This window comes from Sulfuricaulis sp. (assembly GCF_040901545.1).
Lineage (GTDB): Bacteria > Pseudomonadota > Gammaproteobacteria > Acidiferrobacterales > Sulfurifustaceae > Sulfuricaulis.
Genome location: NZ_JBBDYL010000024.1, coordinates 130735 through 153226, shown reverse-complemented (window position 1 = coordinate 153226; position 22492 = coordinate 130735). Strand labels below are relative to the sequence as shown.

At 58.5% G+C, this 22492-nt stretch carries 26 protein-coding genes; 20 read left to right on the top strand and 6 right to left on the bottom strand.

The window, feature by feature from the left end:
• Positions 1 to 82: 82 nt before the first annotated feature.
• From WD823_RS04530 to WD823_RS04495, 8 genes are all read left to right on the top strand, one after another.
• Entirely contained in the window at positions 83 to 250 is a 168-nt protein-coding gene (locus WD823_RS04530; protein WP_368428294.1) for a hypothetical protein, read from the top strand.
• An 18-nt stretch (positions 251 to 268) separates the two neighbouring features.
• Entirely contained in the window at positions 269 to 805 is a 537-nt protein-coding gene (locus tag WD823_RS04525; protein WP_368428293.1) for a cytochrome C oxidase subunit II, read from the top strand.
• 16 nt (positions 806 to 821) lie between these two features.
• Positions 822 to 2516 carry a cbb3-type cytochrome c oxidase subunit I gene (locus tag WD823_RS04520; RefSeq protein ID WP_368428292.1) on the top strand — a complete coding sequence of 565 codons (1695 nt, stop codon included), beginning with the start codon at positions 822 to 824 and terminating at the stop codon, positions 2514 to 2516.
• A 181-nt stretch (positions 2517 to 2697) separates the two neighbouring features.
• A complete protein-coding gene (locus tag WD823_RS04515) occupies positions 2698 to 3555 on the top strand; it encodes an SCO family protein (protein ID WP_368428291.1) in 858 nt (285 codons plus the stop codon).
• 66 nt (positions 3556 to 3621) lie between these two features.
• On the top strand, positions 3622 to 5241 hold the full coding sequence (locus tag WD823_RS04510; RefSeq protein ID WP_368428290.1) for a cytochrome b N-terminal domain-containing protein: 1620 nt from the start codon (positions 3622 to 3624) through the stop codon (positions 5239 to 5241).
• Positions 5219 to 5611: a bacteriohemerythrin gene (locus tag WD823_RS04505; protein WP_368428289.1), complete on the top strand. Its 393-nt coding sequence runs from the start codon at positions 5219 to 5221 to the stop codon at positions 5609 to 5611. Before WD823_RS04510 ends, WD823_RS04505 begins: the two co-directional genes overlap by 23 nt.
• Positions 5612 to 5655: 44 nt before the next feature.
• Positions 5656 to 6162: a hypothetical protein gene (locus WD823_RS04500; RefSeq protein ID WP_368428288.1), complete on the top strand. Its 507-nt coding sequence runs from the start codon at positions 5656 to 5658 to the stop codon at positions 6160 to 6162.
• A 3-nt stretch (positions 6163 to 6165) separates the two neighbouring features.
• On the top strand, positions 6166 to 7536 hold the full coding sequence (locus WD823_RS04495; protein ID WP_368428287.1) for a cbb3-type cytochrome c oxidase subunit I: 1371 nt from the start codon (positions 6166 to 6168) through the stop codon (positions 7534 to 7536).
• Positions 7537 to 7624: 88 nt separating this feature from the next.
• On the opposite strand, the gene WD823_RS04490 is transcribed toward WD823_RS04495, so the two are convergent.
• Positions 7625 to 7807 (bottom strand): hypothetical protein, encoded by a 183-nt coding sequence (locus WD823_RS04490; RefSeq protein WP_368428286.1) that lies wholly within the window; start codon positions 7805 to 7807, stop codon positions 7625 to 7627.
• A gap of 304 nt (positions 7808 to 8111) precedes the next feature.
• Here WD823_RS04490 and WD823_RS04485 point away from each other — a divergent pair, with 304 nt between their 5' ends.
• The 11 genes from WD823_RS04485 to WD823_RS04435 all read left to right on the top strand — a co-directional run bounded on the left by WD823_RS04485 (position 8112) and on the right by WD823_RS04435 (position 18258).
• Complete coding sequence (locus WD823_RS04485; protein WP_368428285.1) at positions 8112 to 9848, top strand: cytochrome D1 domain-containing protein; 1737 nt, start codon at positions 8112 to 8114, stop codon at positions 9846 to 9848.
• A gap of 70 nt (positions 9849 to 9918) precedes the next feature.
• Positions 9919 to 10257 (top strand): cytochrome c, encoded by a 339-nt coding sequence (locus tag WD823_RS04480; RefSeq protein WP_368428284.1) that lies wholly within the window; start codon positions 9919 to 9921, stop codon positions 10255 to 10257.
• Positions 10247 to 11437, top strand: a complete 1191-nt coding sequence (locus WD823_RS04475) for a cytochrome D1 domain-containing protein (protein ID WP_368428283.1) — start codon at positions 10247 to 10249, stop codon at positions 11435 to 11437. The genes WD823_RS04480 and WD823_RS04475 overlap by 11 nt, the downstream gene beginning before the upstream one ends.
• On the top strand, positions 11434 to 11895 hold the full coding sequence (locus WD823_RS04470; protein WP_368428282.1) for an AsnC family transcriptional regulator: 462 nt from the start codon (positions 11434 to 11436) through the stop codon (positions 11893 to 11895). Before WD823_RS04475 ends, WD823_RS04470 begins: the two co-directional genes overlap by 4 nt.
• Positions 11886 to 12425: an Lrp/AsnC family transcriptional regulator gene (locus WD823_RS04465; protein ID WP_368428281.1), complete on the top strand. Its 540-nt coding sequence runs from the start codon at positions 11886 to 11888 to the stop codon at positions 12423 to 12425. The genes WD823_RS04470 and WD823_RS04465 overlap by 10 nt, the downstream gene beginning before the upstream one ends.
• Complete coding sequence (locus WD823_RS04460) at positions 12425 to 12868, top strand: AsnC family transcriptional regulator (protein ID WP_368428280.1); 444 nt, start codon at positions 12425 to 12427, stop codon at positions 12866 to 12868. The genes WD823_RS04465 and WD823_RS04460 overlap by 1 nt, the downstream gene beginning before the upstream one ends.
• On the top strand, positions 12865 to 13386 hold the full coding sequence (locus WD823_RS04455; RefSeq protein WP_368428279.1) for an Lrp/AsnC family transcriptional regulator: 522 nt from the start codon (positions 12865 to 12867) through the stop codon (positions 13384 to 13386). The genes WD823_RS04460 and WD823_RS04455 overlap by 4 nt, the downstream gene beginning before the upstream one ends.
• Before the next feature lie 135 nt (positions 13387 to 13521).
• Entirely contained in the window at positions 13522 to 14727 is a 1206-nt protein-coding gene (nirJ, locus tag WD823_RS04450; protein WP_368428278.1) for a heme d1 biosynthesis radical SAM protein NirJ, read from the top strand.
• 9 nt (positions 14728 to 14736) lie between these two features.
• Positions 14737 to 16377 (top strand): cytochrome D1 domain-containing protein, encoded by a 1641-nt coding sequence (locus WD823_RS04445; protein WP_368428277.1) that lies wholly within the window; start codon positions 14737 to 14739, stop codon positions 16375 to 16377.
• Between the two features lie 204 nt (positions 16378 to 16581).
• The gene (locus WD823_RS04440; protein WP_368428276.1) at positions 16582 to 17631 is read left to right on the top strand and encodes a hypothetical protein; all 1050 of its coding nucleotides are present in this window, start codon (positions 16582 to 16584) and stop codon (positions 17629 to 17631) included.
• 96 nt (positions 17632 to 17727) lie between these two features.
• Positions 17728 to 18258 carry a glycine cleavage system protein R gene (locus WD823_RS04435; RefSeq protein ID WP_368428275.1) on the top strand — a complete coding sequence of 177 codons (531 nt, stop codon included), beginning with the start codon at positions 17728 to 17730 and terminating at the stop codon, positions 18256 to 18258.
• A gap of 46 nt (positions 18259 to 18304) precedes the next feature.
• Here WD823_RS04435 and msrA read toward each other — a convergent pair whose 3' ends face one another.
• From msrA to WD823_RS04410, 5 genes are all read right to left on the bottom strand, one after another.
• Positions 18305 to 18775, bottom strand: coding sequence for a peptide-methionine (S)-S-oxide reductase MsrA (gene msrA, locus WD823_RS04430; RefSeq protein WP_368428274.1), 471 nt, complete (start codon positions 18773 to 18775; stop codon positions 18305 to 18307).
• A 57-nt stretch (positions 18776 to 18832) separates the two neighbouring features.
• Positions 18833 to 19651, bottom strand: a complete 819-nt coding sequence (locus tag WD823_RS04425; RefSeq protein ID WP_368428273.1) for an inositol monophosphatase — start codon at positions 19649 to 19651, stop codon at positions 18833 to 18835.
• A gap of 4 nt (positions 19652 to 19655) precedes the next feature.
• Complete coding sequence (locus tag WD823_RS04420) at positions 19656 to 19862, bottom strand: ChaB family protein (protein ID WP_368428272.1); 207 nt, start codon at positions 19860 to 19862, stop codon at positions 19656 to 19658.
• A gap of 98 nt (positions 19863 to 19960) precedes the next feature.
• On the bottom strand, positions 19961 to 20740 hold the full coding sequence (locus tag WD823_RS04415; protein ID WP_368428271.1) for an ABC transporter permease: 780 nt from the start codon (positions 20738 to 20740) through the stop codon (positions 19961 to 19963).
• Between the two features lie 2 nt (positions 20741 to 20742).
• Complete coding sequence (locus WD823_RS04410) at positions 20743 to 21654, bottom strand: ATP-binding cassette domain-containing protein (RefSeq protein ID WP_368428270.1); 912 nt, start codon at positions 21652 to 21654, stop codon at positions 20743 to 20745.
• Between the two features lie 213 nt (positions 21655 to 21867).
• On the opposite strand from WD823_RS04410, the gene WD823_RS04405 reads away from it, so the two are divergent.
• Complete coding sequence (locus WD823_RS04405; RefSeq protein WP_368428269.1) at positions 21868 to 22449, top strand: cell wall hydrolase; 582 nt, start codon at positions 21868 to 21870, stop codon at positions 22447 to 22449.
• The last annotated feature ends 43 nt before the right edge of the window (positions 22450 to 22492 follow it).

Sequence of the window (22492 nt, the reverse complement as noted above, 5' to 3'; positions counted from 1 at the left end):
CAGATCTGGCGGTTGCTGTTCTGGATGTACGAATGAACAACAACCGCCGGATATTTCTGGTTAATAAAAGGAGATGACAAATATGGTTCCCACAAAAACCCCGGCTGCAAATCGAGACGAAGATATTCCCGCCATGCAACGCGTGCTCGACAACCCGTTCCTGCTGCTGTTCTTGGGGATCGTGGTTCCGACCGTGTTCTACATCCTGTGGGGCGTCATGGAAATCGTCACCATTCCCATATCGAACTAATTTGCGGGAGACACCGACATGAGCCTTAGCCCTCCTGCTGAACGACTCTGGTGGAAAGAGCCGATTGAAGGTGTAGAACTCTTTTGGGTGGCCATTGCCCTGGTGTGGGCGATTGTGATGTTCCTGATGATGCCGTATTGGCACATTTACGGAAACCAAAATCTCTCCAGCGAAGCCTACCGTACCACGCCGGAACGATACACCCGGAAGGTGCAGGCGATGGTGGACCAATACACGATACGCCAGGAAACCGAACGCAACATTCCTGTGGTGCGACCGCCCGCGGGTTCCGATGTATATCTGCTGGCGCGTTTGTGGGAATGGTATCCGGTGCTTGAACTTGAAAAAAATCAAACCTACCGGTTGCATCTGTCGTTGGTGGATTGGCAGCACGGATTTTCCCTGCAGCCGGAGAATATCAATGTCCAGGTCATTCCCGGCTATGAAATGGTGCTGAAAATCACACCCAATAAATCGGGCGCGTTCTCGGTGGTGTGCAATGAATACTGCGGTCTCGGTCATCACCTGATGATCGGGAAAATCTACGTCAAGTAACGAGGAGGAAGGGATCATGGCGAATTCCGCGGAATTCCGGACCTGCCCCGACACCGGCCTGTTGTTTCACAAGCCGGCCGAGACGCTGATGAAACTCAATGCCGTTGCGGGAATCGTGTTCCTGCTGATCGGCGGGGTGCTGGGTTTGTTGATGGGTCTGACACGCTGGCCCGAGGTGCATCTGTTGTCGGCGAATTCGTTTTACATGCTGCTGACGGCGCACGGCGTCGGGGTGCTGATTTTCTGGGTCATCTTTTTCGAAATTGCCGTGCTTTATTTTACTTCCAGCACGTTGTTGAGGTCGCGCCTGGCAACCCCGCGCTGGGCGTACCTGGGTTTTGTCCTCATGGTGGCGGGTTCGATCATGACCATGACGGCGATCTTTCAGGGACGCTCGAGCGTGATGATGACGTCCTACGTGCCCATGTCAGCCGAGGCGCACTTCTACCTCGGGCTGATTCTGTTCGCGGTGGGCGCGTTGATCGGTTGCTTCGTGTTTCTCGGAACGCTGGTGATAGCGCGCGCTGAACGCACCTACGGCGAGGGTTCGATACCGCTGGTCACGTTTGGCGCGCTGACGGCATGCATCATCGCGATTTTCACCGTAGCTTCGGGGGCGATCATTCTTATCCCCACCTTCCTATGGAAGGTGGGTTACATCAGTTACATCGATCCGCTCATGTATCGCATCGTCTGGTGGGGCATGGGCCACTCCTCGCAGCAGATCAATGTTTCGGCGCATATCGCCGTATGGTACGCGGTCATGGGCGTGGTATTCGGCGCGCGGCCGCTGTCCGAAAAGGTCTCGCGCATGGCATTCCTGCTTTACATCCTGTTCCTGCAACTCGCCAGCGCCCATCATCTCCTGGTCGATCCGGGCATCGGCAGTGAATGGAAAATATTCAACACCAGCTATGCCATGTACCTGGCGGTGCTGGCCAGCATGATTCACGGACTGACGGTGCCGGGTTCGATGGAGGCGGCGCAGCGCAAGCGCGGATTCAACAAAGGCCTGTTTGAATGGTTGCGCAAGGCCCCGTGGGGCAATCCAACGTTCGCGGGCGTGTTTCTCTCGATTCTCATCTTCGGATTTCTCGGCGGCATATCCGGCGTGGTGATGGGCACCGAGCAGATCAACCTGATCATCCACAATACCCTGTATGTGCCGGGACACTTCCATGCCACGGTCGTCGGCGGTACCACGCTCGCCTTCATGGCCCTGACCTACTGGCTGGTGCCGGTTTTATTCCGTCGCGAAGTCATATTGCCTTCGCTCGCCAAGTTTCAGCCATACCTGTTCGGTATCGGCACTATCGGTTTATCCCTGTTCATGATGGGTGCCGGCACTCTGGGCGTGCCGCGGCGTCACTGGGATATCGCCTTCAGCGGCGCGTTATTCAACCATCAGTATCCGGAAACGGCTTACTTCCTGTTAGGCCTCGCCGGCTTGAGCGCCATCCTGGCGGTGATCGGCGGCGGTCTGTTCATCCTGCAAATTGTCGGCTCGGTGTTATTCGGTCGCCGCAGAGGTGAAACGAAGAGCGCGATACCGCTCATCGCCCAGCCGGTGGGACCGGGATTTCAGGGGATCGGTATCGGCGGGATTTCGGTGCCCGGGACGCTGGTGTTGGCGCTGGTATTCCTGACGGCGTTTGTTCTCTACTACTTCGTCAACTGGAAATATCTGTCCCAGACGTGGGGATTGAGCTGACAGCGAGGCCTTGACCGGCGGCTGACTTCCATTTCATTCCGCTGGCTTCCGGAACCGAGGCAAGTAAAGGCGGGGGCGGGAGTGTTACTTGCACCGGGAGATTGGACTGGCCGTTTCGGTGCAAGTCGGCTTCTGTCCCGGTCCCCGGCCGGTCCTCATCGACTGAATCCGGGATGAAAATGTGAAAAAGTTTATTTTGTTTGTCGGCTTGATCAGCGCATGGGCGTCCGCCCCGGCGGGAAATTCCGCGCCACGCGAAGCGCGCTTCGGCGTTTCCGAGCCCGCCGCGTTGATGCAAAGCCCGCCCCCGGTTTTTGACCGACAAACCGCGCTCGCCCTGAGTCAGGGTGCCATCGGCAATAATATCGGCGACTTCGCGTTTACAGCCGGTGACGGACGCCGTGTGCGGCTGTCTGATTTTCGCGGTAAACCGCTGGTCATCAGCCTAATCTATACCAGTTGTTATCATATATGCCCTACGACCACGCAGCATTTGGCCAAGGGCGTGCGCATCGCGCGCGCGGTATTGGGACCGGACAGTTTCAGCGTCCTGACGATCGGTTTCGATAGCGCGAACGATACCCCGGCCGCCATGCAGCGTTTTGCCCGGGAGCAGGGTGTCAATTTGCCTCAATGGGACTTTCTGAGCGCCGACCCCACGACCATGGAATCGGTATCGAGGGATTTTGGTTTTATTTCGTATCGAGCCCCACACGGGTTCGATCATCTTATTCAGGCCACGATTATCGACGCGCAGGGGAAAATCTACCGTCAGGTTTATGGAATGAAATTTGAAATACCGTTGCTGGTGGAGCCGCTCAAGGAACTGATCTTCGGCATGCCGGCGGGGCCTTCGCTGCTTTCAAGTGTCAGCAACCGAATCAAGTTGTTTTGCACGGTCTACGACCCTGCTTCCGGCGAATATCGCATCGATTATTCGCTTTTCTTGGAAATTATTATCGGCCTCAGTTCCATCGGGGTCGTGAGCTTCTTCCTGATCCGCGAATGGCGCCGCAACCGCCGAAACCTGGCCGGTTGACCTGCATCAATTTTTTGTCCCCGCAAAATGCTAGGGTTCTCCGATGGATTTATCGGTGATGCGCTTATGCTGAAATTCCTCGCGGTCGAAACCTGGCAACGCGGCGGACGGCGCGTTTTCTGGTACATAGAAAAGGCTTTCGACGCCGCTTTTGGGCCCGCGATCAATCCCTTTTACCACCTTGGGGCGCTGTTGTTCTACCTGTTCTGGATCGTGACCGCGAGCGGAATCTATGTATACATTTTTTTCGAAACCGGTATCGACGGCGCCTATCGATCCGTTGAATATCTGACGAACACGCAATGGTATCTCGGCGGCGTGGCGCGCAGCCTGCATCGTTACGCCTCGGACGGCATGGTGGCGCTCGTGTTGCTGCATATCGCGCGCGAGTTCACGCTGGATCGCTATCGCGGAGTGCGCTGGTATTCATGGGTAATCGGCGCGTTCCTGCTGTGGCTGCTGTATGCTTCGGGAATAACCGGGTACTGGCTGGTGTGGGATCGCCTGGCTCAGTATGTCGCTATAACGACATCGGAGTGGTTCGACTGGCTCGGTATTTTCGGCGAGCCGATCGCGCGCAATTTTCTGAGCAACGCCTCGGTGAATGACCGTTTCTTCTCGCTGATGTCATTCATGCATATCGCCATTCCGCTGTTTTTATTGCTGGGTATGTGGATTCATTTGCAGCGTATCACGAGCCCGAGAACCAATCCGCCGCGCGCCATTATGGCCGGCACCCTGTTTTCGCTGTTGCTGCTTGCGCTCGTGTATCCGGCGCTGAGCCAGGGTCCGGCCAATCTTGATACCGTTTACGGCACGGTGCGACCTGATTGGTTTTACCTCTCCATTTATCCGTTGATCGAAAAATGGTCGCCCGGAACGGTTTGGGCGCTGGTGGGGGGCGGTACTTTAATATTATTGTTGTTTCCGTGGTTGCCGCGACGGAAGCAGCAACCAGCGGCCATCGTGAACCTCGAGAATTGCAATGGTTGCGGCCGTTGCTTCGCCGACTGCCCCTTCAGTGCCGTGGTTTTGCAGCCGCGTACCGATGGATTGCCGTTTGAAACCGAGGCCGTGGTTGATCCGGATCTTTGCACCCGTTGCGGCATCTGCGCCGGCGCCTGCCCCACCTCGACCCCGTTCCGGCGGACTATCGAGTTAAATCCGGGAATCGATCTGCCCGGATTTCCCGTGCGCGCGCTCCGCGAGCAAACCCTGGCGGCGACGGCAAAACTGTCCGGAACGGAACGGGTAATGGTTTACGGTTGCAGTTTTGGGGCTTCTATCAAATCCCTTGACGGTCACGGCGTGGCAACGCTGGTGGTGCCTTGCATCGGCGCGATACCCCCCTCGTTCATCGATTTCGTCATCCGCCGGCGTCATGCGGACGGGGTGATCCTCGCCGGGTGTACAGAAGGCGACTGTTACCAGCGTCTTGGCATCGAATGGACGAAACAACGCATGGAGGGCCGGCGCGATCCTGTCTTGCGACGGCACGTGCCACGCCGGCGTGTGGCCGCCATTTGGGCCGGCAAGACGGGAGGCGCTATGCTCCTGCGCGAGTTGGAAGAATTCCGCGCGCGGCTTCGCGCGCTGGGCCCTTATCATCGCGGCGGAACAACCCCGCCCGCCGCGCCCACGCCGCATCCATTAGAGGCTCGAGATGGCGCTTATCGATTGGGATGACAAATTTTCAGTCGGCGTTGCGTCCGTGGATCACGAACACCGGCAACTCCTCGAGCTGATCAACGAGACGTACAACCGGATGATCCGGCCCGGCGCCGAAGACGCGGTAAAGGATTTTCTCGGAGAAATCTTTGCGCGGATATCCATGCATTTCGCCCTGGAGGAAAAAATCATGCGCCAACACCACTATGATCACTATGCCGAACACAAGGCCGATCATGAGCGTCTGCTCGATGAAATCCGTGACATCATGGACGATTATGAAGAACGGAAATACTTCAGCGAGGAACAATGCGCACACAGCCTGCAGCAGTGGTTTATCGAACATTTTCGCACCCATGATGCCCGACTGCATCGCCGTCTGGACTGAGGCGACGGCATGGTAAAACTATATATCTATATGAAGATAACTCGATGCTGAAAAAGATATTACGCTATGCCTGGCAGGGAGTGTTTTACGGCCTGTTTGCGGCCGCAATCGGCTATTTTTCATCCGCACCGGCATACGTCTCTTTTCCTCCGGACTCGGCCCTCATCAAGGCGAGCTTCAGCCATGCCGGGCAACCGATCGAGGGATGCCGTGTGCGCAGCGCGGAAGAATTGGCGAGCCTGCCACCCAATATGCGTGTCGCGATCCATTGCGGGCGGGAGCGATCATCCGTTAAATTCGAACTCGAACTGGACGGGAAAATAATGTACCGCGCCGACCTGCCACCGTCCGGATTGTCGCGCGACGGCGTTTCCACGGTTTATCAGAAATTTCCCGTAACCGCCGGACGACATCATCTGCGCGTGCGCTTGAAAGACAGTGCGCGCGCGCCGGATTTCAATTTCACCCGGGAAACGTATATCGACCTTCAGCCGGGGCAGATACGGGTCGTGGAGTTCAATGCCAGGAACGGAGGTTTTGTAATCAAATAATCCATGAATTCCGCCGAATACACCCTCCCTGTCACGGAAAACGGCCGCCGTGTGCTGGCCACGGGATGGCTGGTGTTGGGGCTCATTTCGTTGCTGGGATCCGGAATCTTCTCGGTAATGCTGGTGTCGGCGCGCAGTCCCTATGTACAAGAGCTGCTCCCGTGGGAGGATTTTTTTCACACCGCGCTGGTGGCGCACGTCGACCTGTCGGTGCTGGTGTGGTTTCTTGCCTTCGGCGGCGCGCTGTGGAGTCTTAATTCGACGACGCAATATCTCTTGATCGGGCGTCTTGCCTTGCTGCTGGCTAGCTCGGGTGCGCTGGTGATGGCGGCATCTCCCTTTTTCGGCGCCGGCTCGGCGCTTATGAGCAATTACATCCCGGTGTTGCAGCACCCGCTCTTTTATGCCGGTCTGTTGCTGTTCGCCGCCGGCTTCGGATTGCTGACGCTGCGCGCCATGAGTTCAATCCCGCCGGTGGGTCCGTGGATGGAAGGTCCGGCCGCGTTGCGCTTCGGCTTGAATACGTCCGCGGTCTCATCCATGTTGGCGCTGATCGCGTTTGCCTGGTCATACTTCACCGTCCCCGGGTCGCTTCCCGGCCGGCCCTATTTCGAATTGCTGTTCTGGGGCGGTGGACATGTACTGCAATTTACGTATACCTTGCTCATGCTGGTGGCGTGGTTATGGCTCGCATCGACCTCCGGCATCCGCCTGTCGATCAGTCCGCGCGTGACGTTGATATTCTTCGCCTTCGGACTTGTCGTCATTTTTTGTGTTCCGATTATTTATTACGCCTATCCCGTCACCTCGGTTGAGCACATCCGATTGTTCACCTGGTTGATGCAGTACGGGGGGAGCCTTGCCGCCATGCCATTAAGCCTGGCGCTGCTCCATGGCCTGTTCCGAGCGAATAAAGCCACCGGTCACGCTCAGCCCTTGCGGGCAGCGCTAATAACATCAATGGTTTTATTCGGTGCTGGCGGTGTAATCGGTTTTCTGATCAGCGGAACCGACGTCACCATTCCCGCGCATTATCACGGCTGTATCGTCGGTGTGACGCTGGCCTTCATGGGCCTGACCTATCATCTGCTGCCGCGACTGGGTTTTCGAGCCCCGGATTTGAGGTTGTCAAAGTGGCAACCTTATCTTTACGGCGCCGGCCAATTTCTGCACGTGATGGGTCTCGTGATATCGGGCGGTTACGGCGTCCAGCGCAAGGTCGCCGGTACTGCCCAGGCGCTCGATACCATGGGCCGTGTCTTTGGCATGGGCCTGACGGGGCTGGGTGGACTGGTTGCCATTGTCGGCGGTTTTTTGTTTCTGTATATCTGCTACGGTTCCATGCGTCCGCTGAAACAGCGAGTGATCCGATGATAATTTTCACCGGCGGAAAAAAATGGCGTGCCGTGATATCCGGGGTTGCCCCGCTTGGCAGTGATCTTTAGTAAGTTTCACGCGCGGTTCAGGAAGGTTTCAGTTGGGAGATAATCTGGAAAGTGATCAATGCCAATGCCAGGATGATGCAAAAAAAGATCACCGAGCGGTATTCGAACCGAACGCCGCGCGCGGTTTCGATGCGCTCGAGAATCCAGTCGGCGGCGAAGTAAAGCGCAATCCCCGCGACGGTAAAATAGATCAGTTCCATTCGTTCCCGCCTGCTGATCGGATGTTTGTGACTGACATGGTCAATTGACGCCCTGAATGTGATGTGTTTCCATTTAATCAATTTTATGCCGGCATATATCGCCTTAAACCTTGCCATCGGGCCGGGTCGCATGCGCCGGGGAAGCGAAAATGCTAACGAATTAGACGGTTAAACATGATTTGCGGCCCAATCATGACACAGGGCGGTGTGTCACGCCCTTGACCCACGTCAAGGCTGCAAAACCAATAGATCCGTAGATTCCTGTTTCGAAGGATTGTCAACTCTCACATGTGAGGATACCGAGATGAATTCAAATAATTCAACAATCACTGTCGGCCTGGTCGCGGCTTGCATGGTGGCACTGACCGGGGCGGTCGGGGCCGCCGATAAACCCTCCGGTCATCCCGGCACGCCGGAAACCGAGATGCGCTACCAGGGCGCTCCGGTGACGATCAAACCGGAGGAGGCGAAAGAAGCGGTCGCCCCGGAAGCACCGGGACTCAGCAAAGCGGAATTCACGCGCGCCAAGCAGATTTATTTCGAGCGCTGCGCCGGTTGTCACGGCGTGCTGCGCAAGGGCGCAACCGGGAAACCCCTGACACCGGACATCACCCTGAAGAAGGGAAGCGTCTACCTTGAAACGTTCATTATCTACGGATCCCCCGCGGGCATGCCGAACTGGGGCACCTCGGGAGAGTTGACCCACGAAGATGTCGATATCATGGCGCGGTTCCTGCAACACGAGCCGCCCATGCCGCCCGAATTCGGCATGGAGCAAATGAAGGCGTCATGGAAGGTATTGGTCAAGCCGCAGGATCGCCCGAAGAAGAAGATGAACAACCTGAATCTCGACAATCTGTTTTCGGTCACATTGCGCGATTCGGGTGAAGTGGCGCTGATCGATGGCGATTCCAAAAAGATCATCAACATCGTCAAGACCGGTTACGCCGTGCATATCTCGCGACTCTCGGCTTCCGGGCGCTATCTCTACGTGATTGGCCGCGACGCCAAGGTAAATCTCATCGACCTCTGGTTGGAGCAACCGGACAACGTGGCCGAAATCAAGATCGGTCTCGAGGCGCGGTCGGTCGAAACCTCCAAGTACCAGGGCTATGAGGACAAGTATGCGATCGCCGGGGCTTACTGGCCGCCGCAGTACACCATCATGAAGGGCGACACGCTCGAGCCGCTCAAGATCGTCGCAACGCGCGGCATGACCGTGGACACGCAGGATTATCATCCCGAGCCGCGCGTGGCCGCGATCGTGGCGTCGCACTACCACCCGGAATTCGTGGTGAACGTCAAGGAAACCGGCAAGATTCTGATGGTCAACTACAAAGACATTAACAATCTCACGACCACGGAAATCGGTGCCGCGCGCTTCTTGCACGACGGCGGGTTCGATTCCACCAAGCGTTATTTTCTGGTCGCAGCCAACCAGTCAAACAAGATCGCCGTGGTCGACACCAAGGACGACAAGCTCGTGAAACTAATCGATGTTGGCAAGATCCCGCATCCGGGCCGTGGCGCGAACTTCAACGATCCGAAGTACGGCCCGGTATGGGCCACCGGCCATCTGGGCGATGACACCATCTCCCTGATCGGCACCGATCCGGTGAAGCATAAAGGCAACGCCTGGAAAGTCGTACGTAACCTCAAAGGCCAGGGCGGCGGGTCGCTGTTCATCAAGACCCATCCGAAGTCTCGTAACCTGTGGGTGGATACGGTGCTGAATCCGAGCGCGGAGATAAGCCAGTCAGTCGCCGTGTTCGATATCGGGGATCTCGACAAGCCATATCAGGTGGTGAAGATCGCCGAGCTGGCTGGCCTGGGTGAGGGCCCGAAGCGCGTGGTCCAGCCGGAGTACAACCAAAAAGGCGATGAAGTCTGGTTCTCCGTGTGGAACGGAAAGGAACAGGAATCGGCGATTGTCATACTCGACGACAAGACCCGCAAACTGAAGCACGTGATTAAGGACAAACGCCTGATCACGCCGACGGGCAAGTTCAATGTCTATAACACCCAAAAAGACGTTTACTGACGGTTAGCACACTGTAATTTTTTGGGGCAGGAATGACACTGCCCCGGCGATGACGGGAGAATAGTTTCCTATGCGCTGCGTCAAGCATCAGGCTGGTGTCATCCTCGCCACGCTCGGTGTCCTGTGGATGATTCCGGTTTTTGCCGGCATTCCCCTGGCCAGACAGTCGGAACTTTTGTATCTCCTTGAGCAGGATTGCGGATCCTGTCACGGTCTCACGCGCCGGGGTGGGCTCGGTCCACCGCTTACCGCGCAAGCACTGACCGGCAAACCGGCGGCAATGCTGCGAGAAATAATATTGAACGGCCGGCCGGGTACACCGATGCCTCCCTGGAAAGGATTTCTGAACGAGCAGGAAGTTGATTGGCTGATACACGTGTTGATCACCGGCAAAACTCATGCGCGTTGAGCATTTATTAAATTACTGTCGGGTTTATCCCTGCCTTGCCGGCATGCTGCTGCTGTCTGCCTGCGCCACCCCGCGTGGCACGGGCGATCTGGGCATCATCATCGAGCGCGCCAGCGGCAGCGTGCAGGTGATTGAAACCAGCCAGCGCACGCGTCTCGCCCGAATATCCGGCCTCGGTGATCTCTCGCATGCCTCGGCGGTCTATTCGCGCGATGCACGATTCGCCTATGTCTTCGGCCGCGACGGTGGACTGACCAAGATCGACCTGCTGCGCGGGCGCGTGGCGAAACGCATCGTGCAGGCGGGGAACAGCATCGGCGGCGCCATTTCTCAGGATGGCCGGTTGATCGCCGTCTCCAATTACGAACCGGGCGGCGTGAAGGTGTTCGCCGCCGACACGCTTGCGCTGCTTGCCGACATCCCGGCGGGTTCGGGCGATGATCAGCGCCGCTCCAAGGTGGTGGGGTTGGTGGACGCGCCGGGCAATCGTTTTGTGTATTCGCTCTACGATGCCGGCGAGATCTGGATCGTGGACATGCGCAATCCGCGCGCGCCACGGGTGCAGAAATTTGCCGATGTCGGCAGGCAGCCGTACGACGGCACCGTCACTCCCGACGGCCACTACTACATTGCCGGACTGTTCGGCGAAGACGGGCTGGCGTTGCTCGATTTGTGGCAGCCTTCGCTGGGCGTGCGCCGTGTCCTGGACGGTTACGGGCGCGGCCGGCAACCGCTTCCGGTTTTCAAGATGCCGCACATGGACTACTGGGCGCTATCGAACGATACCGCCTTTGTGCCTGCGGTGGGGCGCCACGAAGTATTAATGATTGATCAAAAAAACTGGAAAGAAGCGGGGCGTATCGACGTCGTGGGACAGGCGGTATTCGTGATCGCGCGGCCGGATGGACGTCAGGTATGGGTAAACTTCGCTCCGCCCGAGAACGACAAGGTCCAGGTGATCGATACCCTGTCACACAAGGTGATTCAGACGCTGAAGCCCGGCAAGGCGGTACTGCACATGGAGTTCACGCCGCGCGGGGAGCAGGTATGGATTTCCGTGCGCGATGAAAATCGCGTGGACGTATACGACACCGCTACGTTTGAACGGTTGGCGTCGCTGCCGGCGGACAAACCAAGCGGAATTTTCTTCACGGCGCGCGCCCATCGGATCGGCCAATGAAACCGGAACTGACCGATTTGGATCAACGCCTGCTGAACGATTTCCAGCGGGATTTCCCGTTGTCGCCCGCGCCCTATGCCGAGATCGCCCGTCGTCTCGGTGTGACGGAAAATGACGTGCTGGCACGACTGGAAGCGCTCACGCGCGCCGGCGCCGTCAGCCGCGTCGGCGCCGTGGTGCGCCCCAACACCGTGGGCGTGAGCACGCTCGCCGCCATGGCGGTGCCGGCGGAAACGCTTGAATCCGTGGCCGCGCTCGTAAACGGATACCCGGAGGTCAACCACAATTACGAGCGTGAGAATCACTTGAATCTGTGGTTCGTGGCTACTTCCACGGATGTCGCGCGGCTTCAGGATGTGCTCGATGAGATTGTCGTGCGCACCGGCTATGAGGTGTTGTCGTTACCGCTCGAACAGGACTATCACATCGACCTGGGATTTGAGCTCCAATGGAACTGACGCTGGTCCGGCATCCCGAAGCGAAAACGCGCCATCAGCGTGTGGGTGAAACGGAACGGCGTGTTCTCGCCGCGCTACAACCGGGTTTGCCGCTGGTACCGCGTCCTTATGCCGAAATCGCCGCGCGCCTCGGGCTGGAAGAAGCGGAAGTGATGGCATGCCTGACCCGGCTCAAGGAAGCCGGCGTCATCAGCCGTTTCGGCGTGGTGGTGCGCCATCGTGAGTTGGGTTATTCGGCCAATGCCATGGTGGTGTGGGACGTGCCGGATGACCGGGTGATGGAACTTGGACGCTGCCTGGCCGAATTCGAATTCATCACGTTATGTTATCGGCGCCCGCGGCGCCTGCCGCGGTGGCGTTACAATCTTTATTGCATGATTCACGGGAAAAGCCGGGAGGAAGTGCTGTCGCAACTCGAGTGGATGGTCAATCATTGCGGTCTGCAAAGTCTGCCGCATGAGGTTCTCTTCAGCCGCCGCCGATTCAAACAGCGCGGGGCGGTATACTCATACGCCGCAGGGGAACGTTGATGGATGCGATCGATCGCGACATCGTCAATGATCTGCAGGGGGGATTCCCGATCTGCGAGCGTCCTTATGCCGAAATATCGGCGCGGCTGGGCCTGAGCGAGGTTGACCTTATCCGGCGCCTGGATGCGCTGCTGGATCGGGGCACGCTGACCCGGTTTGGACCGATGTATCACGCCGAGCGCCTGGGCGGGGCGCTGACGCTCGCGGCCATGAAAATTCCCGCCGGCGATTTCGAGCGCGTGGCGGAGATCGTGAACGGTTTTCCCGAAGTGGCGCACAACTATGCGCGCGAGCACGCATTCAACCTGTGGTTCGTGCTCGCGACCGAAACACCGGAGCGTATCGCCGAGGTGCTGGCTCAAATCGGAACGGTTACTGGTTATCCCGTCTACAACATGCCCAAGCTGGAGGAATACTTCGTCGGGCTGAGGTTCGAGGCATGAGCACGGCGCCCGCCTTGCGCGAACAACGGACCGGGGCCGCGCCCGTACTCGATGCGCTTGACCGCCGTATCATTGTGGCGACCCAGGAAGGCCTGCCGCGCGTGAGCCGTCCGTATCATGTCATCGCCGGGCAACTGCAGATCGGCGCCGAGGAGGTGATGGCGCGCCTGCAACGCATGCTCGATGCCGGAATCATCCGCCGTATCGGCGCGGTCCCGAATCATTACGCGCTGGGTTACCGGGCCAACGGCATGTCGGTGTGGGACGTGCCGGACGGGCGCGTGCGCGAGCTGGGAAATAGGATCGGTGAACTTGATTTCGTCAGTCACTGCTATCATCGTCCGCGGCACTTGCCGGAATGGCCGTATAACCTGTTCGCCATGGTACACGGGCGCGATCGCCCGGAAGTGGAAGCCAAAGTGGCGCAGATCGCCGCGTTGCTGGGTACCGCCGACCGCGGCCATGCGCTGCTGTACAGCACCCGTATACTCAAAAAAACCGGCTTGAGGATTAGTTAAAATTTTTAATTAACAGGATTCACAGGATTAAAACAGGATTAACAAGATTAAACCCAAAATATTTTTGAATTAATCCTGTAAATCCTGAAAAATCCTGTTAATCCTGTGAATTGATTTTTTTGATGGTAAGGTGAAATGTTCCGGATATCGCAATACATGCAGGAAATCCACCACCCGACGCCGCTCGGGCCTAGACGCCAGCCGCCCGGCCCGGTGGTGATCTGGAATCTGATCCGCCGCTGCAACCTGACCTGCAAGCACTGCTACTCGATCTCGGCCGACACCGATTTCCCGGGCGAGCTTTCGACCGCGGAGGTTTACCGGGTCATGGACGACCTCAAGCGTTTCCATGTACCGGTGCTGATCCTGTCGGGCGGCGAGCCGCTCATGCGGCGCGACATCTTCGACGTATCGCGCCGCGCCAAGGAAATGGGTTTCTATGTTGGACTGTCCACCAACGGCACGCTGATCGACGAATCCAGCATCGGGCGCATCGCCGAAGTCGGTTACGACTACGTCGGCATCAGCATTGACGGGATCAAACAAACCCACGACCGTTTCCGCCGCCGCGAAGGAGCCTACGACGCCTCGATGAACGCCATCCGCCTGTGTCGTGATCGGAGAATAAAGGTCGGCATGCGTTTTACCATGACCCAGGACAACGCCCGCGAGCTTCCCGAATTGCTCGATCTCATGGAGCAAGAACGCGTCGACAAGTTTTATTTGTCGCATCTCAACTATGCCGGTCGCGGCAACATCAACCGCAAGGACGACGTGATTTTGAAAACCACGCGCTGGGCCATGGACCTGCTGTTCGACCGCTGCTGGGATTACACCCAGCGCGGCCTGCACAAGGAATTCGTCACCGGCAATAATGACGCCGACGGGGTATACCTGCTGTTCTGGGTGCGCCGGCATTTCCCGCAACTCGAGGATCACCTGCGCGCCAAGCTCGCACAGTGGGGCGGCAACTCCTCGGGCGTGAACATCGCGAATATCGATAATCTCGGCAACGTCCATCCCGACACCTTCTGGTGGCATTACAGCCTGGGCAATGTAAAGGAACGACCGTTCTCGCAAATCTGGCAGGATACCTCCGATCCGCTCATGGCCGGGCTCAAGGCCAGTCCGCGCAGCATCAAAGGCCGCTGCGGCGCCTGCAGGTATTTCGATATCTGCGGCGGCAACACGCGCGTACGCGCGCACCAGCTCACCAACGATCCCTGGGCCGAGGACCCGGCGTGCTATCTCACCGATGAAGAAATCGGCGTGCAAGGCCTTGGAGAGCGTCTGCAGAACCGGCCCTACACGCGTATTCCCATCGTCAGCGCCAGCAAATAGACTTGCCACATGATGCATGCTTGCCGGCGTTCCGCTTTTTTTCTCTGCTTGGCTTTTGCATTTTCCGCGGCTGATGTCCTGGCCGCTGAATCGCCCTCCGTGGAAAAACTTTACGCGGAGCACTGTGTTTCCTGCCACGGTGCCGACCGTTTCGGCAAGATGGGTCCGGCGCTGCTGCCGGAGAACCTGGGAAGGCTGAAGCGCGAGGAGGCGCTATCCGTCATCCGGGATGGGCGCGCGCTGACGCAAATGCCGCCATTCCGCGAAAAACTTTCGGATGCGCAGATCAAGGCACTGGCGGATTTCATCTACACGCCACCGGCGCAGGCGCCGCGCTGGGAACTGGCGGACATGCGCGCCTCGCAGGTCATCCATAACAAACCCGGGAGCCTGCCGGACAAGCCGGTTTTCAAGGCCGATCTGCTCAATCTTTTCATCGTGGTCGAGCTAGGTGACCATCACGCAACCCTGCTCGACGGCGACCGCTTCGAGCCGATCCTGCGTTTCCCGACACGTTTCGCCCTGCACGGCGGGCCGAAGTTCTCGCCCGACGGGCGCTTCGTCTATTTCGGCTCGCGCGACGGCTGGGTGAGCAAGTTCGATATTTATAATTTGAAATATGTTGCCGAGATCCGCGCCGGCATCAACATGCGCAACATCGCGGTCTCAAGTGACGGGCGTTTTGTGATCGCGGGTAATTACCTGCCGCATACCCTGGTGCTGCTGGATGCCGTGGACCTGACGCCGCTCAAGATCATTCCGGTGCGGGACGACGCCGGCAAAAGCTCGCGCGTGAGTGCGGTTTACGATGCCGCGCCGCGCAAGAGTTTCATTGCTGCGCTCAAGGACATCCCCGAGGTGTGGGAAATTCCCTACGACGACAAGGCCGAGCCGGTTTATCCGGGGTTGGTGCACGACTACCGCATGGGCGAGGCGCTCATTGCGGATGAGCCGTTTGACTCGGGCCATCCTGGCCCTCGCCCTACGGGCGCGCTAAAGCGCGTCCAATCTTGTTCCCTACAAGATTGTCCGGTGCGCCGCATCCGCCTTGATGATTATCTCGATGACTTTTTCTTCGACCAGCCGTATGAGCATCTGATCGGCGCCGCGCGCAACGGCAAGAATGGCCAGGTGGTGAGCCTGATCGTGGGCCGCAAGATCGCCGACGTGGATTTGCCCGGCCTGCCGCACCTGGGATCGGGCATTACCTGGGACTGGCGCGGCACGCCGGTGCTGGCCACGCCCAACCTCAAGGAAGGCACCATCACCGTCATCGACATAAAGACCTGGAAGACCATCAGGAACATCAAGACCCTCGGTCCGGGATTTTTCATGCGCTCCCACGAAAACACGCCCTATGCCTGGACCGATTCCATGTTCAGCCCGAACAAGGAGGCGCTCGAGATCATCGACAAAAACAAACTCGAAGTCGTCAAGACGCTCAGGCCTGCACCCGGCAAGACCGCGGCGCACACCGAGTTCACGCGCGACGGCAAATACGCGCTGGTAAGTATCTGGGAAATGGACGGCGCGCTGGTGGTCTATGACGCCGCGACCTTCAAGGAAGTGAAACGCCTGCCGATGAAAAAACCCTCTGGCAAGTACAACGTCTACAACAAGATCACCCGCTCAGCGGGTACCAGCCATTGATCCGGATCTGCTTCGCTATGGAATCGGATAACATGGCGGTCTCAACCCTGCTTTATCGCCTTGAATTATCGGTGCGCGAAACCGGCCTCACCAAGTTTCAGACCGGTACGGCCGCGGGTGCGGCGCCGTAACGTCACCAAGGTTATGCCCACTTTTTAAAAGCAGGGTATACTCAGGCGGCTCGTTAACCTGCCAAAAACGTACATGCGGCATTGGGTGTGGGTGGTGATCGCGGCGTTGTTACCGGTGCCCGTGTGGGCCAATCCGTTTGTATCCTTGCCGGTAATGCCGTCGGGTGAAGTGTCCGTCGCCGGGAAATCCATTATCGTTCTGGATGACGGCGATTATGTGCTGCCGCTTTTCTCCCCGGATTCGCGCCATCTGGCTTTTTCCCGTGTTATTCACGAAGGCACGGTCGAGCTGAACGAAATTCTGGTGCTCGACCTGAAAACCCTCAAGGTCAAGACACTGCTCGATTCGCGGTCATCACGCGAATTTGCCGTGTACAAAAGTTTTGTATCCGGCTTTGTCTGGACAAGCGCCACGACGTTGAAGGCGAGCATTTCAGACGGTGATGTCAACGGCGTTGATCTGGTGTTTGACGCGGTGGCCGGAAGCCTGATCGAGAAAAAACCCATTTCCTTCGACGACGAGACCGCTCGAAAAAAAGCGGCATCCGCTCCCGACTTGGCGGCGGCATTTCCCGCTATCCCGCCTCTCGTGTTGGAAAACGCGCTATTTAACGGATACAAAATCGGCGAGATGAAATTCATCGTGCAGAAAAATTACTGGCAACAGGACAACCATGTCTGGTATCTCGATGCCGGGCGTAAGGCAACGGTCAAACTGGTTGAAATCCCGGACACGTGGATTTACAGCCTGCGCGGGGCATTTGCCCTGGACAAGGACTTTGTCCTGTTCATGGCCTACCAGCGTGAAGCCTATCTTGTGCGCTACCGTGACGGTCGTCTCGACCTGCTTTACCGTTTCCCCGTGAAATATTATCAGCAGACGGCGATGCGGGTGGAGTACGCGACTGGCAATCAGGTGGCCTTCCAGATCAGCACCGGCCCAAGTTATGAAAGACGGGAGAATTATTTTTTTGTTTACGACCGGAAGGGGCTGAAGAAGGTCTGGGACATTGTCCCGTTTTACGATCTCGACGCTAATAATTCCGGAAAACTGTTAGGCGTCTCGTCCTGGAATGGCGACAAGCGTAATCTCGTGGTCAAGGAACTTAAACTTTCCCGCTGACCGGAATAGAATCGCCGATCTTCGCTGGTCGACGGCAATATAAGGCGATAAACTTTCCGCTTCCTGCGCGCCGATCCGAAATCCGATAATTCCTTCATGAAGAAATATTTTGTCATTTCCGCTTTGGGAAAAGATCGCCCCGGTATCGTCAACGAGCTGTCCAAGTCGATTCTCGACTGCGGTTGCAACATCGAAAACAGCCGGATGATGGTATTAGGCGGCGAGTTTTCCCTGATTCTGATGGTTTCAGGACACTGGGGCGCGATTACGCGGCTCGAGCGCCAACTCCCGGTGGTGGAAAAAAATCTGGAATTGACCGTTCATGCCCGGCACACGGAACCACGGGCCGGCACGCAGGACATGATGCCGTATACGGTCGATGTCGTGGCCATGGACCATCCGGGCATTGTTCACGACGTCGCTGAATTTTTCGCCAGCCGTGGAATCAACATCGAGGAGATGAGCACCTGGACATATCCCGCGGCGCATACCGGGACACCGATGTTTTCACTTAACTTGATTGTGAGCATACCGTCCGCGGTTCACATCGGGCGGTTGCGCGACGAATTCACCGGTTTTTGCGATAACCGCAATCTCGATGCGCTGATGGAACCGGCACGGAACTGAAGGACCGGAAACCAGAAAGCGGTTCACGCCAGGGAAGCGGACGGTCTTAGATATGGCAGGTCGCGAGGCCGCGTTTCTCCAGGTAGCGCTGGTGATATTCCTCGGCCTTGTAAAACGGCGGAGCCGGCGCAATTTCGGTCACGATTGGGCGGCGGAACTTGCCGGATTTATCCAGTTTTTCTTTCGCGGCGCGCGCGGCCGCTTCCTGCGCCGGTGAGTGATAGAAAATCACCGAGCGGTATTGCGACCCGACATCCGGACCCTGCCGGTTGCGCGTGGTGGGATCGTGATTCTGCCAAAATACTTCCAGCAGCTGCTCATAGGACACCTTGGCGGGGTCGAAGGTTACCTCTACCAGTTCCGCATGGCCGGTGGTGTCGGTGCACACTTCTTGATACGTCGGATTTTCTTTTTTGCCGCCGCCGTAACCGACCGTCGTGGAGATAACGCCGGGAATGTTACGGAACGCCGCTTCCACCCCCCAGAAACAACCGGCGCCGAATGTGGCTGTATCCATATGGGTCACCTCTGTCTGCCGTGATGTATCCTACTGACCGACTAAACCCGGTAATGTTCACGCGGGAGCATTGAAGAGCGCAACCAGTTTCTCAACCAGCCGCGGTTTTCCGAAAACCGAGCCATAAACCTTACCGAGTTTGGGGACATCCATTTCCCGCACGGTTACAAACTTTCCCCCGGCTTCCTCGATCAGAATTCGGGTGGCGGCAAAATCCCACACCGGATTACCGTAGTCGATGGTGGCGTCCGCGGCACCGATCGCCGCGCAGGCGTGAGTAAAGCAGGTACGGTAAATCCGGTGGTTGGGGTGCGCCCGGGTTACGGCGTCGAACAGGCGCCCCTCGTCGGCGTGCTTGATGAAATTCGCGCGCGCCGGAATCATCACGCGCTCGCTTCCATCCATGGCGGCAGGCTCGATGTCAACAAGACGAATGCGCTCGTTGTTCTTGTAAGTACCCAAACCGAACGCAGCGCTCACGCGCAGATCGAGCACCGGATGATCGATGACGCCCACGACCGGCGCGCCGCGGTAGTACAGACCGAGCATGGTGCCGAAGGTGGGCAGGCGGTGCACGAAATCCTCCGTGCCATCGATCGGATCCATAATCCATTGAAACGGCGCCTGCGGTTTCGTCGGCGGGTATTCCTCGCCGATGATTCCGTGATCCGGGAAATGTTGCTGTATCAGGGCGCGCAATTGTTCCTCCACCCGCAGGTCCACGCTGGTGACGAAACTCTTGTCCGGTTTGCGCCTGACTTCGAATCCGGAAACCAGCGCCACCTGAATGGCGGCGCGCGACGCCGATGTGCATTCCAGCGCCCGGGAATAAAACTGCTCGATGTCCTGCGCGCGGATTTTGTTGCGGATGTCCACGGGGTTATTTCTTCACCCAGTCTTTTCCGGCTTTCCGGTATTGTTGCTTCACCGCCGCCCACGCAACCCTGTGCGCGAGGGCTTCCCGATCCTCGCGCCGGGCGTATTCTTCCCAGGCGTTATTGAACGCCGCCAGATAAATTTCCTGGGCGTGGGCCGGCAGGTGACTACGCACCGGGTCCGGCAGATCGGCTGTGGCCGCATAGGGCATGCAAACTTCCCCGGGTTTCTCTGGGTCGAGGATTCATTGTCGCCGTAGGAACGCCGATGGTCCAGTTCGAACCCGGAGCTGTGCTGCACACTCGAGGCTTAGACCAGCAATCGCCGGCGCGTCAGGCGCACGGCAATGAAATAACCCGCGGCGCCATAACCCACGAGCACCGCCAAATGCAGCGGAACGTTGCCCAGCGGCAATCCCGCCACCAGCGGCCGGATCAGCTCCACGGCGTGCGCCAGGGGGAGGATCTGCACGATGATTTGCAGCGCTTCGGGCAGGGAGGTGACCGGATAAAAAACCCCGGAGAGGATGAACATCGGCGTCAGCACCAGCGTGACGTAATAGTTGAAGAAATCATATCCCGGCGCGAGCGAGGTCATGATGAGCCCCATCCCCGAGAAACACAGTCCGACCAGGAACAGCACTAGCGGCACCCACAGCGCGTGCCAGGTGTGCACCGCGCCCAGCAGCGCGGCGACAATCAGGATCGCCGTGCCGCTGACGACGCACTTGGTCGCGCACCACAGCATCTCGCCCGCGAGGATGTCCTGCACCTCGAGCGGCGTGGTGAGGATCGCCTCATAGGTCTTTTGCGGGATCATGCGCGTGTACACCGAGAACATCGCCTCGAAGCTCGCCGTGTTCATCGCCGACGAGGCCAGGATGCCCGAGGCGAGGAACGTGAGATAGGGCATGTGCATCATCTCGCCGATGAACAATCCGAGACCGTAGCCGAGCCCGAGCAGGTACAGGAACGGCTCGCCGAAATTGATGAAGATACTGGGCAGCATGAGCTTGCGCCACACCAGCGTGTTGCGCCGCCACACGGCCAGCGCGGCGCCCTGAAAGCGTGGAAGAAAAAGATTCCCCATGATCAGTCCCGCAATTCCCGCCCGGTGAGTTTCAGGAATACGTCTTCCAGATTCGACGGCCGGTGTAAAAAAGTGAGCCCCACCATGTCTTCGAGACGCTTGACCACCGCGCGGGCGTCGCGCGTGTAGTAATAATAAGTATCCCCTACAACCTCGAAGCGCCCTTCGCCGGAGGAGGCGAGCACCTGGCGCGCGAGCTGCTCCTCACCGCGCACCTCGATCACCTCGGGTTCCGCGTGTTTTTTAATCAGCGCCGCCGGCGTGCCCTGTTCCAGTATCCGTCCCTGGTCCATGATCACGAGCTCATCGCACAGCCGCTCGGCCTCTTCCATATAGTGCGTGGTGAGCAACAGCGTTTTGCCGGCCTGGCGCAGGTCACGCAGCCGCCCCCAGATCATGTGGCGCACCTGCGGATCGAGCCCGGTGGTCGGCTCGTCCAGCACCACCAGCTCGGGATCGTTGATGAGCGCCCGCGCGATCGTCAGCCGCCGTTTCATGCCGCCCGAAAGCGTCGCAATGCGCGCATCCGCCCGTTCCGTGAGGCCGACGAATGCGAGCAGCTCGGCGATGCGGGTTGCGAGCGTGGCCAACCGGATGCCGAAATAACGGCCGTAGACGCGCAGGTTTTCCGCGACGGTGAAATCGGGGTCGAGGTTGTCGGCCTGCGGCACCACCCCGGTGCGCGCGCGCACCGCGCGCCCCGCCTGCGGGATCGGCAATCCGAAGACGCGGATCTCGCCGCCGCTCACCGGCGACTGGCCGAGCAGCAGCCGCAGTGTCGTGGTCTTGCCCGCGCCGTTCGGACCGAGCAGGCCGAAGCAGCGCCCGGCCGACACGTTCAGATCGATCCCGCGCACGACCTCCCGGCCATTGTATTGTTTGCGCAGACCAGTGATTTGCACGACGGAAGACATGGGGCGTACTTTACCGGCTCACCCGGTGGCGCGGCTAGCACGCCTTGTGCGCTGCAGCTGCGTTAGTCACTCCCGGGAAGGCCGCGCCACTGGATCCGGGCGTCCGTTCCACTGGTCCGTGCCGCCTTGGCAAGCCGACCCCTGGATCCTAGCCTTGGATGATGAGACTGGGGGTGGACGCCATCCGGCCCCGCGGGCAGAGACGCCGGAGACATGTCTAAGAAACGAATTTCCAAGATCCGCTCCCATCGCCGCACCTCGATGCTGTCACGCAAGTGGCGAAACCTGCGTTTTCACTGGTACGCGACTCGCAAGGCCCCACTAATCTTCGTCATCGTGATTGGCCTGGTCATGGCCACGTTCGGTTTTCTCATGTACTCGGTTTTCACCACGCAAGCCGACATGCGGAACCTGACCTGTCTTGCGCTCAACGTGTACTTCGAGGCGCGCGGCGAACCGCCAGCCGGTCAATTCGCGGTGGCCGAGGTCACCATGAACCGTGTGGCTTCGGGCCGCTACCCCGACACGGTCTGCGGGGTGGTGCATCAGAAGAACTGGGACTCACTGCGCCGACGCTACGTCAGCGCCTTTTCCTGGAACGAGCTGGACGAACGACCGTCGCTCGAAGACGAGACCTACCTAAATGCCTGGAAAGTCGCGGAAGCGGTTTACCACGGGCGACATGCGCCAACGGTTGCGGGCGCGCTGCATTACCATTCCGTGTACATCAAGCCTAGCTGGGCCCGTGGCCGCAAGCCCGTCGCGCGGATCGGAAAACACGTTTTTTACAGATAGCACCCCGCGCGCCTCCCTAGCGCAATCGAAACCCGAAAACGCG

Bases quoted from the DNA above. Each gene is read 5' to 3' on its own strand.
- msrA (WP_368428274.1), bottom strand. From the start codon at position 18,775: ATGGATACAGCCACATTCGGCGCCGGTTGTTTCTGGGGGGTGGAAGCG.
- WD823_RS04455 (WP_368428279.1), top strand. From the start codon at position 12,865: ATGAGCACGGCGCCCGCCTTGCGCGAACAACGGACCGGGGCCGCGCCC.
- WD823_RS04480 (WP_368428284.1), top strand. From the start codon at position 9,919: ATGCGCTGCGTCAAGCATCAGGCTGGTGTCATCCTCGCCACGCTCGGT.
- WD823_RS04500 (WP_368428288.1), top strand. From the start codon at position 5,656: ATGCTGAAAAAGATATTACGCTATGCCTGGCAGGGAGTGTTTTACGGC.
- WD823_RS04505 (WP_368428289.1), top strand. From the start codon at position 5,219: ATGGCGCTTATCGATTGGGATGACAAATTTTCAGTCGGCGTTGCGTCC.
- WD823_RS04510 (WP_368428290.1), top strand. From the start codon at position 3,622: ATGCTGAAATTCCTCGCGGTCGAAACCTGGCAACGCGGCGGACGGCGC.
- WD823_RS04495 (WP_368428287.1), top strand. From the start codon at position 6,166: ATGAATTCCGCCGAATACACCCTCCCTGTCACGGAAAACGGCCGCCGT.
- WD823_RS04470 (WP_368428282.1), top strand. From the start codon at position 11,434: ATGAAACCGGAACTGACCGATTTGGATCAACGCCTGCTGAACGATTTC.
- WD823_RS04490 (WP_368428286.1), bottom strand. From the start codon at position 7,807: ATGGAACTGATCTATTTTACCGTCGCGGGGATTGCGCTTTACTTCGCC.
- WD823_RS04460 (WP_368428280.1), top strand. From the start codon at position 12,425: ATGGATGCGATCGATCGCGACATCGTCAATGATCTGCAGGGGGGATTC.
- WD823_RS04445 (WP_368428277.1), top strand. From the start codon at position 14,737: ATGATGCATGCTTGCCGGCGTTCCGCTTTTTTTCTCTGCTTGGCTTTT.
- nirJ (WP_368428278.1), top strand. From the start codon at position 13,522: ATGTTCCGGATATCGCAATACATGCAGGAAATCCACCACCCGACGCCG.
- WD823_RS04520 (WP_368428292.1), top strand. From the start codon at position 822: ATGGCGAATTCCGCGGAATTCCGGACCTGCCCCGACACCGGCCTGTTG.
- WD823_RS04405 (WP_368428269.1), top strand. From the start codon at position 21,868: ATGTCTAAGAAACGAATTTCCAAGATCCGCTCCCATCGCCGCACCTCG.
- WD823_RS04525 (WP_368428293.1), top strand. From the start codon at position 269: ATGAGCCTTAGCCCTCCTGCTGAACGACTCTGGTGGAAAGAGCCGATT.
- WD823_RS04420 (WP_368428272.1), bottom strand. From the start codon at position 19,862: ATGCCCTATGCGGCCACAGCCGATCTGCCGGACCCGGTGCGTAGTCAC.
- WD823_RS04410 (WP_368428270.1), bottom strand. From the start codon at position 21,654: ATGTCTTCCGTCGTGCAAATCACTGGTCTGCGCAAACAATACAATGGC.
- WD823_RS04440 (WP_368428276.1), top strand. From the start codon at position 16,582: ATGCGGCATTGGGTGTGGGTGGTGATCGCGGCGTTGTTACCGGTGCCC.
- WD823_RS04415 (WP_368428271.1), bottom strand. From the start codon at position 20,740: ATGGGGAATCTTTTTCTTCCACGCTTTCAGGGCGCCGCGCTGGCCGTG.
- WD823_RS04435 (WP_368428275.1), top strand. From the start codon at position 17,728: ATGAAGAAATATTTTGTCATTTCCGCTTTGGGAAAAGATCGCCCCGGT.
- WD823_RS04465 (WP_368428281.1), top strand. From the start codon at position 11,886: ATGGAACTGACGCTGGTCCGGCATCCCGAAGCGAAAACGCGCCATCAG.
- WD823_RS04475 (WP_368428283.1), top strand. From the start codon at position 10,247: ATGCGCGTTGAGCATTTATTAAATTACTGTCGGGTTTATCCCTGCCTT.
- WD823_RS04530 (WP_368428294.1), top strand. From the start codon at position 83: ATGGTTCCCACAAAAACCCCGGCTGCAAATCGAGACGAAGATATTCCC.
- WD823_RS04485 (WP_368428285.1), top strand. From the start codon at position 8,112: ATGAATTCAAATAATTCAACAATCACTGTCGGCCTGGTCGCGGCTTGC.